This is a genomic window from Pseudomonas sp. JL27(2026), from assembly GCF_056933555.1.
Window position 1 is genome coordinate 3,158,310 of the sequence record NZ_CM167794.1, and the last position, 13,143, is coordinate 3,171,452.

Annotated in this window: 16 protein-coding genes; 1 reads left to right on the forward strand and 15 read right to left on the reverse strand. The window is 59.4% G+C overall.

Translation table 11 applies throughout. The features are described 5' to 3' along the window. Nucleotides 1–201: 201 nt before the first annotated feature. From AC1Z1G_RS14220 to AC1Z1G_RS14265, 10 genes are all read right to left on the reverse strand, one after another. Nucleotides 202–714 carry a lysis system i-spanin subunit Rz gene (locus tag AC1Z1G_RS14220; protein ID WP_483620711.1) on the reverse strand — a complete coding sequence of 171 codons (513 nt, stop codon included), beginning with the start codon at nucleotides 712–714 and terminating at the stop codon, nucleotides 202–204. Further along, a complete protein-coding gene (locus AC1Z1G_RS14225; RefSeq protein WP_483620712.1) occupies nucleotides 711–1,136 on the reverse strand; it encodes a structural protein in 426 nt (141 codons plus the stop codon). The genes AC1Z1G_RS14220 and AC1Z1G_RS14225 overlap by 4 nt, the downstream gene beginning before the upstream one ends. A gap of 62 nt (nucleotides 1,137–1,198) precedes the next feature. Then, complete coding sequence (locus AC1Z1G_RS14230; protein WP_483620713.1) at nucleotides 1,199–1,576, reverse strand: phage tail protein; 378 nt, start codon at nucleotides 1,574–1,576, stop codon at nucleotides 1,199–1,201. After that, complete coding sequence (locus AC1Z1G_RS14235; protein ID WP_483620714.1) at nucleotides 1,573–1,905, reverse strand: hypothetical protein; 333 nt, start codon at nucleotides 1,903–1,905, stop codon at nucleotides 1,573–1,575. Before AC1Z1G_RS14235 ends, AC1Z1G_RS14230 begins: the two co-directional genes overlap by 4 nt. After that, nucleotides 1,902–2,510, reverse strand: a complete 609-nt coding sequence (locus AC1Z1G_RS14240) for a hypothetical protein (protein WP_483620715.1) — start codon at nucleotides 2,508–2,510, stop codon at nucleotides 1,902–1,904. The genes AC1Z1G_RS14235 and AC1Z1G_RS14240 overlap by 4 nt, the downstream gene beginning before the upstream one ends. Before the next feature lie 54 nt (nucleotides 2,511–2,564). Beyond that, the gene (locus AC1Z1G_RS14245; RefSeq protein WP_483620716.1) at nucleotides 2,565–3,245 is read right to left on the reverse strand and encodes a hypothetical protein; all 681 of its coding nucleotides are present in this window, start codon (nucleotides 3,243–3,245) and stop codon (nucleotides 2,565–2,567) included. Further along, nucleotides 3,245–3,553: a hypothetical protein gene (locus AC1Z1G_RS14250; protein ID WP_483627857.1), complete on the reverse strand. Its 309-nt coding sequence runs from the start codon at nucleotides 3,551–3,553 to the stop codon at nucleotides 3,245–3,247. Before AC1Z1G_RS14250 ends, AC1Z1G_RS14245 begins: the two co-directional genes overlap by 1 nt. Before the next feature lie 8 nt (nucleotides 3,554–3,561). After that, nucleotides 3,562–6,840 (reverse strand): TipJ family phage tail tip protein, encoded by a 3,279-nt coding sequence (locus tag AC1Z1G_RS14255; RefSeq protein WP_483620717.1) that lies wholly within the window; start codon nucleotides 6,838–6,840, stop codon nucleotides 3,562–3,564. A gap of 59 nt (nucleotides 6,841–6,899) precedes the next feature. Beyond that, nucleotides 6,900–7,499 (reverse strand): tail assembly protein, encoded by a 600-nt coding sequence (locus AC1Z1G_RS14260; protein WP_483620718.1) that lies wholly within the window; start codon nucleotides 7,497–7,499, stop codon nucleotides 6,900–6,902. 53 nt (nucleotides 7,500–7,552) lie between these two features. Beyond that, entirely contained in the window at nucleotides 7,553–7,987 is a 435-nt protein-coding gene (locus tag AC1Z1G_RS14265) for a hypothetical protein (RefSeq protein WP_483620719.1), read from the reverse strand. A gap of 308 nt (nucleotides 7,988–8,295) precedes the next feature. On the opposite strand from AC1Z1G_RS14265, the gene AC1Z1G_RS14270 reads away from it, so the two are divergent. Then, nucleotides 8,296–8,649 (forward strand): hypothetical protein, encoded by a 354-nt coding sequence (locus AC1Z1G_RS14270; protein WP_483620720.1) that lies wholly within the window; start codon nucleotides 8,296–8,298, stop codon nucleotides 8,647–8,649. A 135-nt stretch (nucleotides 8,650–8,784) separates the two neighbouring features. On the opposite strand, the gene AC1Z1G_RS14275 is transcribed toward AC1Z1G_RS14270, so the two are convergent. From AC1Z1G_RS14275 to AC1Z1G_RS14295, 5 genes are all read right to left on the reverse strand, one after another. Next, nucleotides 8,785–9,591 (reverse strand): hypothetical protein, encoded by an 807-nt coding sequence (locus AC1Z1G_RS14275; RefSeq protein ID WP_483620721.1) that lies wholly within the window; start codon nucleotides 9,589–9,591, stop codon nucleotides 8,785–8,787. Between the two features lie 506 nt (nucleotides 9,592–10,097). Further along, on the reverse strand, nucleotides 10,098–11,129 hold the full coding sequence (locus tag AC1Z1G_RS14280; RefSeq protein ID WP_483620722.1) for an IS110 family RNA-guided transposase: 1,032 nt from the start codon (nucleotides 11,127–11,129) through the stop codon (nucleotides 10,098–10,100). A gap of 142 nt (nucleotides 11,130–11,271) precedes the next feature. Next, nucleotides 11,272–12,036, reverse strand: a complete 765-nt coding sequence (locus AC1Z1G_RS14285; protein WP_483620723.1) for a C40 family peptidase — start codon at nucleotides 12,034–12,036, stop codon at nucleotides 11,272–11,274. Between the two features lie 2 nt (nucleotides 12,037–12,038). Continuing rightward, nucleotides 12,039–12,791, reverse strand: a complete 753-nt coding sequence (locus AC1Z1G_RS14290) for a phage minor tail protein L (protein ID WP_483620724.1) — start codon at nucleotides 12,789–12,791, stop codon at nucleotides 12,039–12,041. A gap of 11 nt (nucleotides 12,792–12,802) precedes the next feature. Further along, nucleotides 12,803–13,141, reverse strand: a complete 339-nt coding sequence (locus AC1Z1G_RS14295) for a phage tail protein (protein ID WP_483620725.1) — start codon at nucleotides 13,139–13,141, stop codon at nucleotides 12,803–12,805. Between the last annotated feature and the right edge of the window lie 2 nt (nucleotides 13,142–13,143).

Here is a 13,143-nt window from a genome sequence, read left to right on the forward strand (position 1 = left end):
ATCCTTCACAAAGTCATTATCAACAATGAGCTTCAAATCAATGCAGTTCAAAATGATCCGCATAGCTTTCCAGTCTAGCCTTTTAATAACTAACACTCAGAACATTAGGCTATAAACACATAGATGTTTATTAGATAATATGCCATCTACAACCACCTTCGTATCGAGCTATCAGCCCTCACTCCGCTGCGGAGAACTTACCTAGAGACCGGATATCTCTTTGATGTAAGACTGACATGCACGAAGCGCAATCAGTCCTTGATCGCCGTCGCCGGTGATGGCGACAATTCGTTGAGCATGCGCTGGGTCAAGTCGGGCGCGTGCGGTGCCATGAACCACGCCGCCGGTGCTGGGATCGGCTGGCACTGCACAGCCACCGGCTGCATCCGTGGCGTCGAGAAGGACTGACAACCGCAGATCAGCAGTAGCAAGACGGTCACGCAGGCGAGCCTGATGGGTTTGAGCATGGGTCAGCTCCTGGTAGTGGGTTTGATCGGCAGTGGCCAGGCGCTGCTCGAGCGCGAGGCGTTTGTCCTGCTCGGTGCGCTGCTGGGTGGCGGCGGCCAGGGTCAATTGGTTCAGCGTTTCGCCGTGGGCCCGGGCCTGTTCCGCCAGTTGCTGGCCGTAACGCCAGTCCTGCACCTGCCATGTGGCAAAACAAGCAATGGTGATCAGCACAACAAGGCTGATCGCCCGCCACACCGCGGCACTCACAGCAGCGCCCTGCGCACGCCTTCCAGCAGCACCGCCTCCGGATAGGCGTACCCGGCGTTTTCGTGGCGGATGATCGCCTTGACGAAGCCCTGCATCACCGCCGAGGTGCTCAAGTCGACTTCGGCGCCCGGCCGGGTGCCGGTGCTCGCTTCGACGGCGCGCACGTATGCCTCGGTGTTGTTCTCGTTGGTCGGCGCCCAGCGGCCGATGAGCGCCGCCACGGTCTTCAACTGGTGCTTGCGCTGGTAGGTCAGCAGCAGTTTGCCCAGGGCACGGATGCCGTTCTCGGCGCTGTCGAAGCGGGCAAAGCGTGGCTTGGGCACGCCGACTTCCAGCCCGAGCTGGCCCTGCCAGGCGTTACGCAGGCTGTAATCGATGTTTCCGGGGTTTTGGTTGCGCACTCCGCGCGTCTCAATGGTCATAGTTTTCTCCAGGCATAAAAAAACCCGCTCAAAGGCGGGCGTGGGGTTCGGTTACGGGTCGGTTACGTCAGGTCAACGGCATTGAGCTGCGGTGCGGCGCTGATGTCGGGTGCAGCCGGCTCGACTGGCCAGGTGGGTGCCGCTGGCCAAGCCGCTGGCCAAGCCGCTTGGCCAGTGACCTTGCCCAGGGTGAACTTGTAGGTTTTCCAGGCCTTGAGGCTGATCGCCAGCGCGGCCTGTTCGGCGACATCGTCCTGGGTGGCTTCGCCGATATCGATGCCGTAACCCAGGGTGTCGATCCGATCCTGAATCCGGGCGATCTGCGCCGCCGCGCCGCTGTTGCGCTGGGACAGTTCAGCCTTGGCCACTGCCAACCGCGCTGCCAAAGCAGCCGCGTCCTTCATGGCCTTCGTCACCAGTTGAGTCCAATCGATGTTCATGCCGGTTCCTCTTCGGGGTGACGGATCACTTCGGGCAGCGGTTGCGGCAAAGCCACCGGGCCATTGGGCACGTTCAGCAGGTCCGCCGGGAACGCCTGCGCCGGGCTGTAGTTCGACGGGATCGGAAACAGCAGCGTGAGGGTCAGTTCCCCGCCCCGCTTCTCGACCGGGCCGGCGAACCACTCGGACTTGATTGCACTGCGCGGCAGGCTGTCGCCGTCGCCCATGGCGGCAAAGTCGAAGACCTCACCATTGATCGACAGGGCATCGCCGTGGCGCACCACCGCGAAGGCATCACCACGGATCTGCGGGGACAATTTGATAATCATGGGTACCACCTTCCGATTGCGACGGCTGAAATGCTGGAACCTTCGCCTGGAACGAAAGCATCGGCTCCGGTGGCGAAGTGCCTGATGGTGACCGAGGTGCTGGACGCACCCACGCCCGGTACCGCCCGGTTGTATTTGAGTTGGTCGATGCTTGCCGCACCCGTGACCAGCACCGTCGGCACCGTGCCGGCGGCAAAGGGCATCGGGTAGGCCCATTCGATTTGCAGGTACTGGCTGGTCTCGAAGGACGGCCCCAGCACGCGCTTGGTGCAGATCATCGTCCCGTCCGCGAACTTGAGAAATTCACCGTTGACGGTGGTACCACGCTCCATCACCGCGCCGCCGGCCTGGCTCACCGTACCGACCAGGTCAGCCAGTGCTGCGGACTTGAGGCCCAGGCCCGTGCGCGCGGCAGCCGGGGTTGCGCCACCGGTTCCGCCTTTGGCCACTGGCAGCGCCGCCGGCAAGACGACAGGCGAACCAGTGCCGCCCAGCGCGACGAAGAGCTCGCTGAAATTCTCGTTCACTTTGATATTGGCGCTTCGCGGCGTATCACCGCCCTCGCCCTTCGGTATCGTGCCGAGTTCGATTACTTGTTGGGTCATTGCGTTGTCCAAGAAAAAGCCCGCACAGGGCGGGCTTGAGGGTGTGTCGGAGGGTTAGGCGTTCATCTTCGCGAACACCGCGGGCAGATAAAATGCAGTCGGGTTGACTGCCGCAATCGTGACGGCATAGAGCCTGGAGTTGGGAAAGTCCCACCAGCAGGCAAGGTACCGAGGCACCCCACTGCCGGCCGCCATGTACATGCCGAAGCTGTTCAGCAACATGAATTCGTCCTTCGGGAAATTGAACGGCACGCTGTAGAAGATCCGGGTAAGCCCCTGGTCCGTGGTGTCGTACTTCACGTACGTCCAGTTCTGGAAAGCCCGCGTGAAATTGGCGCAGGCGGTACCGGAGTCAAAAAGCAGTTTTGACTCACCATCCCATAGCCTCATGCCCCACTCGGCCACCGGCTGCGCGGTGAACGCCGCGACAAAGTAACGGCCATTGGGCTGCGCGGTGGTTGAGCTGTAAGCCCGCACATAGAACCCCGTCCAGTTTCCCGGTGAGCCGAGCAACCGCATCGAGCCCAGCCCGGCCACCCGATTGACGGTGTCGGGCCGGACAAACACCAGCGGTGGCTCCTGCGAGGTCACCGGGCGACTGAAGAGTGTGCTCGAGGCCATGCCCGACTCACCATTGGGCGAGAACCGCCCGGAGGCAATGACCACGAGCCTGGAGTACTCGGAATCGAGAACCACCGTATTGCTGTTGTTGGTGAATTGCAGGCCGAAGCTCATCAGCTGAACCTCATCACGATCAGGCGCATGGTGCCGGTGGCGACGAAGCTCGCCGCAAAACCCCGGGTGTGGTTGTAGACCCTGGCCACGCCATTCACCAACTCGGTCTCAAATTGCAGCGCCTCAGGGTCATAGGCACCCGTGGGAACCACGATGGCGGAACCATTGAGCGGACCGACGCCCGGCACGGCGAAGCTCTTGCTTGTCTTTCCCCCGGGCAGGAAGGTCACCAGCGTGGAAAGCACGACCCTCATGGTGAAGGAGTTTTCGTCCAGCTGGAGCGCGCCATCGGCGCCCCAGATCCGCATACCGAAGCTCATTCGCTCAAGTCTCCCAATTGCACACGCTTGACGCCGACTCCATCCCACACCCGTAGAGAGCGATGAGTCAGCATGAGCCGGCCTTGCCCTTCCACATGCCCATTGATTTCAAAAGTGCCCGACTTGTCCAAACGCCACCCGCGCACGCCCGGGATGTAGTCGGTCGAGCTGATGTAGCTGCCAATCTTGGCGTTGGTGATCGTGCCGTCCTGGATGAAGGTCGGGCCGAGGAAGTTTTGCCCGTTGGACATGATGAACGGACGGGAAATGCTCCCGTCGCCATTGGGGCTTTCAAAGGCAATGGTGTTGGCCGTGAACAGCACCGTGCTTTGTAAAACACCCCCGACGTTCTCGATCCCCGCCCCCACACCGGCAACCACATACTGCCCGTTTGAGTTGACCTGCAATTTCACCGCCCACATGGCCGAGGCCTTGCCCTCCAGGTCGACCTGCGCCTGACTGATCTCCTGCACCACCGCGCTGTTCTCGTTGACCTTCACCTGGACAGTTTCGATCTTCTTGCCCGTGGCAATGCCGTCCTCGATCCGCGCGGATTGCTCGGACCAGACACCGACAAACGCCTCCATCGAACCCGCGAAGGTTTCCGTGGAACCGGCCATGGGTGGGTTGACCTGGGCAAACACGCCGTCGACCTTCTCGGAGATCGCCGACACCTCGCCCTTCACCACCTGAAGGCGGTTGTTGACCGAACCGGGCAAGTCCTCTGGGCCATCGATGAGATTGATCCGATCACCGAGGTGCTTGCCCAGCGCCGAATCACCGATTCGACCCGCGAAGTATTTCTCGTACTCGCTCTGATCCGAGCTGGCCTGGCCGTTGACGCCAATCCCCAGCGGATACCACGGGCCGATGTTGCCGGTGCGGTCCACCAGACGCGCCCAGAAAAAGAAGCTGGCGCCGGCGAGGATGTTTTGCAGCTCGGTCTTGGCCTGCGGATAGGCGAAGTCGCCCAGTTTCGTGGCGTCGAACAGCGAGGTGGTCTTGCTGTACCAGATCTCCGTGCGCTGGGTGTCCTCGGCGCCAGGTGGGAAACCCCATTCCATGCGGATGCCGTAGACCAGGCTGGTGGCGTTGAGGTGCGCCACCGACGGCGGCAACCCCTCCTTGCCGTTGAGCTGGGTCAGGCTCGAGCTTTTCCAGATCGAGGAGATGTCGAAGGCACTCACCGCCCGCACCCGGGCCAGATACGCGCCAGCGTAGATACCGACCACGTCCACGCCCAGCGCTCCGGTGCGCGGCACCTTGATCCAGTTGCCGCTGTCCTTGCGCCATTCCACGTCATAGCCGACAGCGCCGGGCACCGCAGGCCAGGCAATGGTCAGGGTAGTGACCGCCAGTCCTTGGGCAATGCTGGTGTTCGACGTCAGCGCCACACTGGCTGGTGGCGGAACGACGGTGATCGGAATCACGCTGATCGGCCGTTCCTCGAGGCGCGCACCGGTATCAATGTGGGCGAACTTGCTCGGGTCGTACTGCACCGCCGAGATTTCGAACACGCCGGGCTCCGGCCGCGCCACGCTGGTCACGCGGTACAGCGGAATGGCCAGGTCATCGGCGTCGAGCGCCCAGACCAGCTGCGGTTCCGGCGCGACCGAGTAGGCCACGGTGACCGTGACCTTGCGACCACTGACCAGTTGCACCGTGCGGCCTTCGCACTTGCCGTTGGGCAGGTTGAGGATCAGCCGGTCGCCGGCCTTGGCCTGGGTGTCGCGGTCCAGGGTGATGACCTTGCCATTGACCGCCGAAATGCGTCCGCCCACCGGCCGCCCTGCCAGCAGTTCGTCCGCCACCGGAATGACATAGCCCGGCAGCGGGATGCGTCCGTCGAGGCCCACTTTGAACGTAACGCCGCGGTCCTTGGCATTGGTCAGCAACGCCCACTTGCCACGGCGCTGGGCCTCCGACTCGCGGGTACAGCCGATAGCGCTGATCTCCAGCGGGTTGTCGCCGTAGCGCCGTTGCAGTTTGGCGTCGGTCACTGCGGTGACATCGGTGTCGTAGTTGTTCGCCGGATTGTCGTAGCTGATCAAGGCTCGGCTGTAGCGGGTGCGTTCCGAGGCGCTTGAGTAAGCGAACTTGCCGTCGATGACGTTGGCCCGGGTGTAGGCAAAGTCGAAGTCGGTGGCGCGCGGCATATCCGAGAGCGTGAAGACCTGGCCCTGCGCCCAGTAGGTCATGCCCCGGTAGATCGCCGAGATATCACGCAGCAGCGACCAGGCATCGGCCTTGCCCTGCAGGTTCAGGTTGCAGATGAAGCGCGGCTCCATACCGCCTTTGCCATCCGGTACCAGTTGGTCGCAGTACTGGGCGATTCGGTACAACTCCCACTTGTCGACCTGCCACGGCTTGATCCGCCGGCCCAGGCCGAAACGGTCGTTGACCGTGATGCCGTAGGTAGCCCACGCCGGGTTGTCCGTCCAGGCCAGCTTGAAGGTGCCGTCCCAGATCCCGGTGTAGCTGCGGGTCTCCGGATCGTAGTTGCTCGGCACCTGGAACTTGCGCAGCTTGCAGTCGATGGTCACCGCGGGAATGTTGCGGAACTGCTCGGCCGAGAACTCGATGTAGAGCAATGCGGTGTTCGGGTAGCGCAGCTTGGCGTCGATCACCTCGGTGTAACCGGCGATCTGCATGGTGTCGGCAATTTTGTTGTTGTTCTTATTCGGCGTGATCCGGGTCACGCGCACCAGCCAGCCGCTGGTAGCCGCCGGCAGATCAATACGCCGAGTGCGCTCGTAAGTGCTCGTGGTCTTGCCATCCACCGCTTCGCTAAGCACTGGTTGATAGGCGCCGCCATCAGTGGCGATCTCGACCTTGTACTCGATCCGATACCCCTTCACGTTGCCGTTGGCATCAATCGATTGCAGCATGGGCCAGGCAAAGCGCAGGCGAATCGCCGACAGTTCGGTGTTGCTGATCGCCCGCACCCACGGCGTGCCGCTGCGCAGCTCGATGCCGAGGCTGGTTTCGTTCTCCACCGAGGGGATGCCCGCGATGTAATTCTGCTCGACCGAGCCGCTGCGAAACTCCCACTTCACGTTGGGGAAGTTCATGTTGCCTTGCGGGTCTTGCAGCGGGGTGTTGTCGAGGTAGATGTCCTGCGCCGTTGGCTGGCCGGCAAACTCACCCTCGCCCACGGCAATCAGGATCTTGGCCATGGCCGCCGAGCGCAGGCTGTCCGGCGCCTCGCTCGGGGTCTTGGGCTTGTCGGAGCCGCCTTTGGCTCCATGAATGTCGAGCTGTTGTGCTGCGCCCATGCTGTTCTCCAGGCAGTAAAAAGCCGCCTCATGGGCGGCTGCGGTGTTCGGTGAGCGGGCTACATCTGGTCTTCGGCGTAGATCGCGGCGCTGATGATCGCCCCGCCGACCCGGCGCTTGCCGATGCACAGTGGGACCGGGTTACCGGAGGCCGTGGTGTTCTTGGCGCTGCCGAAAGCATAGCCTGGGGTGTTCTCCGGGGCGGCGCTGGTCTTCAGACCCTTCGGCTGAGGGCTGAGCATTTGGATCACCCCGCCAGCGACCATGGCTATGCCGACCGGAACAAGGGCCATGCTGGCCCCGCCTGTAAATGGTGCGAGTACATATCCTGCGACAATCAGAACTGCTCCAACAATGGTTTGAAGAGCGCCACCCCGCTTGCTGCCCGTAATAACAGGCGCGATTCTAATATCACCCTTCCCGTGAAACCCGAGCTCCGTCTCGGCCAAATTGTTTCGCCCCCTAAAAATACTGAACTCCATCCCTCTACTTTTTGCATTCGATAGAAAGCGTTCAAATCCTGGAATTTGCACGCAGAGCGCCTTCACGGCCTCTGCCGGAGTACTCACTGCAAGTCTGAACTCTCGACCGAACCTCCGTAGCACTCCGTAAAGCTTGATCGTAGTCAGGGCGTTGTATTCGATGGAAACTGGTGGCATGGGTTTTTCTCCGCGCAGTAAAAAGCCGCCCAAAGGCGGCTTAAGTATTGGTATCAAATAGATGTGGGCCGTAGATCTAGGCCGCTATTGGTATCGCCTGAAATCCGATATTTCTGGGTCTCCCCGGAGTTGATTACAGTTGCTGACTCTTTGGCCTGTTGACCTATTTGCATTCCGCATAGTCCAGAGCCGTCCGAATCTCCAGAAATGCCAACAATGTGTCGGCCCGCCGGAACATGAAGCTTTACAGTCTCTCCGGTGCCGACACGAGCAGAAACCTTTCCGTCAACCAATACTGCTGCGTAACAACCGCCACCGGCCAGCCAGCCCGTGTCCCGAGTAACGATAAATGCTGCCCCGTCCTTGACTGGCGATCGATGAGCCAGAATCCGATCGGCAGGTACTGATTGAGCGTCTCTCGAACTGACTGAAGAGGTGCCGCACCCCGCCAACATCACCAGCACCACCGCCCCTACGAACAATTTCATGTCGTTCCCTCGTTGAGATTTGGCGGGACTTTATCACCAACGAGGGTGCGGGAAATGCTCTCGCGCGGATGGCCCTGCATTCGCCAAACAGATTGTCGACCGCGAGCGTCAGAGATCGGCCACTTGCAGCCTCTCGCCACCGTCCATTCTGGTCGGCAGTGTATCCTGCTCCTCAAGCGGTGCTTATGTGCACTCAGCAATCCGGACAGTCAAAGTTTCAAGGTGGAAAAATGCTCTCACATCGGACGGTAGCCTTCCTTGAGGAGTCGGCGGACTCATCGCACCTCGTTTATCCTGAAGGAGGTTTGTTGTTCCGCTACCAATATGCCTACAAGCAAGCGCATTGCTGCCTGAAGGGAGACATGCGGAATGCTTTGTACAACGTTGGTCTGAACAAGTATTCCGAAATATCTGAGCAGGCAGCGAACGACTTGGCTCGTTTTTTTCAGCGTGCGTTTGGAGGTTACACTAAGGATGTACCGACAGACTGCACTGTCCTAGCCGCCTGTAATTTGATCGATTATTTGAAGGAAGACCTACAGCACGACTTGGTTGCGCTTGTTGTGGAGGACGGTGACTACGACATGACAGCTACATTCGAGATGGCAAGCAGATCACGAAATGACTATTCAAGGCTGGAGTTGTTCTGGTCTGTCGATTGACAGCATTTGGCCGATTTTTGCCGGTCATGAGGGGCAAAAATCGACCCATAGCTGACCTCGGCGGAGGCTAGCTACCGAACGATACAGACCTGCAGATGATCTACGAAACCAAGGGCGATTCAAGCCGCCACATCATCAAGGCGCAAGAGTCCAATCACCTTTATTTGTTTTAACAATAATTTCAACCACATCACAACGTCGACTTTGAATGTTGTAACTATAAGTAATTGTTCGGCCGAACGGTAATTCAAATGCTTTATTCGGATTGCCAACGCTTGACGAGCATTGGTTGCGGTTGACAATAACGCTGTTGATAATCAAGCCTTCGGCAATGCTGGTAATGTTTACTGTACGATAAGGTGTTTTGACGGAGCTATATTGAAAAAGCCTCTCATCAACGCCTACTTTGATGGGGGATGCTGACGGTGCAGTAAATGGTTCTATTTTTGATATTGCACCAGACTTGTTTGGTTGGGGCTTCTGATGCAGAGCTTCAATTTCGGCAATGCCCTCCGTCAATAATGCATTCTGTGCCCGAATGGTCTCAGGCTTACAAGTATGACTTTGTACTTCCTTGCCCATTTGATTCATTAGACTGAAATAAGCAGTCTGCTTTCCTTCGTGTTTGTCGTAACCAATCGCGACAGCACCTTCAATATCATCATCAGTTCCTCTGAGGGCAAAAGACTGAGTGCCCACGGCACTTGTGTTCAGAGTTTGCTGCGCTCCACCGGAAAGAATGTCCAGTTTAATCACGCTTCCGCCTTCATCTGGATCGTCATTGGCTCCCATAAATTCGATATAGACAGTACCGCTGCCGTGACTAAGTGTCATCACATCTCCACTATCCAGCGTACATTTCAGATCATACTTGTCATTCGCACAAGCAGAAGCTGAAACGAAGATTGACATAAGTAATGTAGTCACAACTAACTTGTTCATGAAGTTTCTTTCCTTAGGAGGTTGCTGGGGCTGGTCGTGACGTTTCAGTAGGAGAGTGCCAAGGCCCAGAAACAAGCGCGGCGCTTAACCGTGAGAAATACAGGGATTCCATAGATCGCTGGTCGCCTGCTGACATCAGATCAAGTTTAATTCGATTTGATCTGATGATGGTAGACACCGCTTGCAGGGCTGATGATGTTATGGCCAGAGCCGGCCTGGGCAAGGTTATGAATGTCCGTATATGGACTCCCCCTCATTGCAAGCCCCGTTGCTTTGGCGCCCGTGCCGACTGCACACGTATATTCGGCCTCTAAATACGGCATCGTTTCGATGCAGGGCCATGATGGGCTATTCGCGCGCCGGCTCCCGATCGCTTTTTCGTGCTTTTCGCACTTGGACATTCGAGGGTTTTGCCGACGCCGGTTCGACCGGTTTGCCATCGTTCAGGTTGCTTCGCAATCGTGGTTAAGAGTTGTTTCTCTCGTAGAACACGTCGGGTAAATAGATCAGGCCGCTGCCTGATTCGGTTGGTAATCAGTGTCGTGACGCAGCATCGCCCAAGCCATGCGTGCAGTTTTGTTGGCCAGCGCAATGGCGGCCACATTGGGATGCGATCGCTCGGCTAAACGAACGGCCCACTGGCTGAGCCGATCCTCTTTGGATTTGGCTGTGCGTAGCGCCGAGCGTGCGCCATGCACCATCAATGTTCGCAGATACGTATCACCGCGCTTGCTGATACCGAGTAGTCGATCCTTACCGCCAGAACTGTATTGCCTCGGTGTCAGTCCCAGCGAGGCGGCAAACTGTCGGCCATTGGCAAACTGACGGGCATCACCGAGAGCGACGACGAGCGCTGTGGCGATCATTGGACCGACACCACGCAGCTGTTGAAGGCGAACGGCGGACGGCTCGTTTGTCGCGATCGCAGTGATCTCGCCATCGAGCTGGCAAATACGCCCATCCAGCGCACGAAGGTCGTCCCACAAACCATCCAGCAGACGACGAAAGCGTGCCGTCAAACCGTTATCCGCATCCCCTAGCCAGCATGGTATTGCACGACGCAGCATCAGCAATTCCTTCGGTGCAACGAGACCGTACTCGGCGACCAGCCCACGGATCTGATTGGCTTTGGCCGTCCGCTGTTCGATTAAGCCGGCCCGGATGCGATGCGTCGCCTGGATATCCTGTTGTTCGATGGTCTTGATGGCGACGAAGCGCATGCTGGGACGGCTCATCGCTTCGCAGATCGCCTCGGCATCGTTCGCGTCGTTCTTGTTGCTCTTGACGTACGGTTTGACGAACTGCGGCGCGACCAGCTTCACCCGAAATCCGTGGGCTTGTAGCTGCCGAGCCCAGTGATGTGCACCGCCACAACTCTCCATCCCGATCTCACAGCCAGGTTCGATCTTCTCCAACACCGTTTGCAGCCAGCGATCACGCGGTAGGCGCTGCCGCCAGACGGGTAGCTCATGACAATCCACGCCGTGGATCTGAAACACGTTCTTGGCCAGGTCGACCCCAATGCGCATAAGCTTCATGTGTGGACTCCTTCTCACTGTTGACTGTGGTTCGCACTTTCAGTCTGGCACTCAAGATGCCGAAGTGAGGAGGAGTCCATCCCATTGCTTTTGGCCGTTTGTTGCCTATGACAACCGCCAGGCATTGGCCAAGAGAGGCCATTCAAGGGGTTGCTTTTGCATCTTTGTGCCTGAGAATCAGGCATGCGCAGTCCAGCCAAGGCCCGCCAAAGACGATCACCTCGGACGGCCGCCCATACATGTGGTGCAGCAGGAAAGGCCCAGGGCCAAAAGTGTTAGATTCCTCACCGGGCAGCGCCGGATCAGCGCTGAGATAAATCCCCGCATGATTCGGGTGCGCCGTGCGCCCCATGGCCATGACGATCATGTCGCCACGCTGCGGCTGGTCGACCCTGACGAACCCGGCAGCCTCATAGGCCTGCTCGTAAAGACTTGGGCCGTCCGCTTGTTCCCACCAGCCGTCTTCGCGCTGAAAGGCTTCAAACTCCAGGCCCCACTCACGCTGGTACCAGTCCGCGCAGACCTGCCAGCAATCCCAGGCACCGTGCACGAACGGACGATTGAGCAACGGCGTGTTGCCGCTCGGGGTGATGCTGCGCAGATCCGCCTCGGGCCAGCTCAGAATGTGCCAGGGCAAACCCGTGGCCTCACACATGGCCAGGTCATGCGCTGACGGCCGGCTGGTTGCGTCCGGGTGCGAATGAACGATGCCAATCACCTCGCCCAGGTCTTCCGCCGCGGCGTAATCCTCCGGGTCAAGCCGAAACTCTTCGTTCGGCTCGGTGGCGATGTTCCGGCACGGGAAGTACTGCTGCTTGCGGCCCACGGCCAACAGCAGGCCGCAGCACTCTTTCGGGTACTCCGCCGCGGCGTGCGCCTGGATCGCACTGAGGATGTGCTTGCGCATGGTCAGCTCCGGGCGATCAGGGACACAGCAGGAAATCCGCCGTGAGGGAGTTGGTTGTTATGGCCAAAGCGCAATTTGCAGGACATCAGGCAGCCCTTGCACTGATCCTTGCTTGGGTCGTCCGTGGGGTGGTCGTCGTCATCGAACATCGCCGCCCCGGTGTAGCCGCAGTCCGGGCCGCGATAACCGCCCGTCATGGCCCAATGGCAAAACGTGGTCATCTGTCGACCGGGCAGCCCGTGGTTGTCGATCTCGCCCGGGGACGACAGTTCCCACTGCACGACCTCGCCGTCTTCGCCGGTCTTCTGGTCGATGTACCAGATTTCCAATGCTTCCTGCGTCGGGTCGGCCGTCGGGTTGCCCTGGGAGAAGTTCGCCGCATCCAGGTACTGGACCAGCGTCTCGCGCACTGTCAGCTTGAACTTGAGCAGGTCCTCGAAGGCCAGGCACAGCGCGGTGACTCGCCCGTTGACGTTGCCTGCGCTGAACACCGGGCGAGTGGCGCTGCCATTGCTGTCGGCGCCGATGCCTTCGATCTGCACAGGCCAGGCCGCGTACTCATTGCCCTGCCACCAAAGTGCTTTCGCCGGCAGTTCGGCGACCGAACCGGCATAAGCCTGAAGTTCTTCCGGCGTGTGTGGAATTGCGTGAGCATGGAAGCGCAGGACGTCGGCGCCGTACTCGGTGCCGTCAATTTCAAACAGGCGCACTTCCCCGCCGGGCTCCAGTTTCTGGATGTCCGTGATCAATGCCATGTGGCGTTACCCTATGGGTGAAAGGTTTGTTCGAAGGTGGCGGTCAGCGTGTACGCCGCGCCGCCCTTGTGGATGGGCTGATAGCCGTTGCATTTATACAGGCCGAGTTCGCCGAGTGGTGGCGTCCAGAGGAAGGCTTTCGCCCCTTGATGGCGATCGAGGAAGGCCATGATTTCCTTGATCCGAGCCGCAGTGCCGCTGTGGCTGAACGGCCAGGACTGCATCTTGTTGTTGAGGCCGTCCGCCACCGTCTGGCTGTAGCTGTCGCCAAAGTTCTTGGTGCGCACCCGCTGCTTGACGTCGCCGGCGGCACCCTTCTCGATTGACCAGGTGAAGGTTTCAAGTGCCACGG

Bases quoted from the DNA above. Each gene is read 5' to 3' on its own strand.
- AC1Z1G_RS14225 (WP_483620712.1), bottom strand. From the start codon at position 1,136: ATGACCATTGAGACGCGCGGAGTGCGCAACCAAAACCCCGGAAACATC.
- AC1Z1G_RS14230 (WP_483620713.1), bottom strand. From the start codon at position 1,576: ATGAACATCGATTGGACTCAACTGGTGACGAAGGCCATGAAGGACGCG.
- AC1Z1G_RS14235 (WP_483620714.1), bottom strand. From the start codon at position 1,905: ATGATTATCAAATTGTCCCCGCAGATCCGTGGTGATGCCTTCGCGGTG.
- AC1Z1G_RS14240 (WP_483620715.1), bottom strand. From the start codon at position 2,510: ATGACCCAACAAGTAATCGAACTCGGCACGATACCGAAGGGCGAGGGC.
- AC1Z1G_RS14245 (WP_483620716.1), bottom strand. From the start codon at position 3,245: ATGAGCTTCGGCCTGCAATTCACCAACAACAGCAATACGGTGGTTCTC.
- AC1Z1G_RS14250 (WP_483627857.1), bottom strand. From the start codon at position 3,553: ATGCGGATCTGGGGCGCCGATGGCGCGCTCCAGCTGGACGAAAACTCC.
- AC1Z1G_RS14255 (WP_483620717.1), bottom strand. From the start codon at position 6,840: ATGGGCGCAGCACAACAGCTCGACATTCATGGAGCCAAAGGCGGCTCC.
- AC1Z1G_RS14260 (WP_483620718.1), bottom strand. From the start codon at position 7,499: ATGCCACCAGTTTCCATCGAATACAACGCCCTGACTACGATCAAGCTT.
- AC1Z1G_RS14265 (WP_483620719.1), bottom strand. From the start codon at position 7,987: ATGAAATTGTTCGTAGGGGCGGTGGTGCTGGTGATGTTGGCGGGGTGC.
- AC1Z1G_RS14275 (WP_483620721.1), bottom strand. From the start codon at position 9,591: ATGAACAAGTTAGTTGTGACTACATTACTTATGTCAATCTTCGTTTCA.
- AC1Z1G_RS14280 (WP_483620722.1), bottom strand. From the start codon at position 11,129: ATGAAGCTTATGCGCATTGGGGTCGACCTGGCCAAGAACGTGTTTCAG.
- AC1Z1G_RS14285 (WP_483620723.1), bottom strand. From the start codon at position 12,036: ATGCGCAAGCACATCCTCAGTGCGATCCAGGCGCACGCCGCGGCGGAG.
- AC1Z1G_RS14290 (WP_483620724.1), bottom strand. From the start codon at position 12,791: ATGGCATTGATCACGGACATCCAGAAACTGGAGCCCGGCGGGGAAGTG.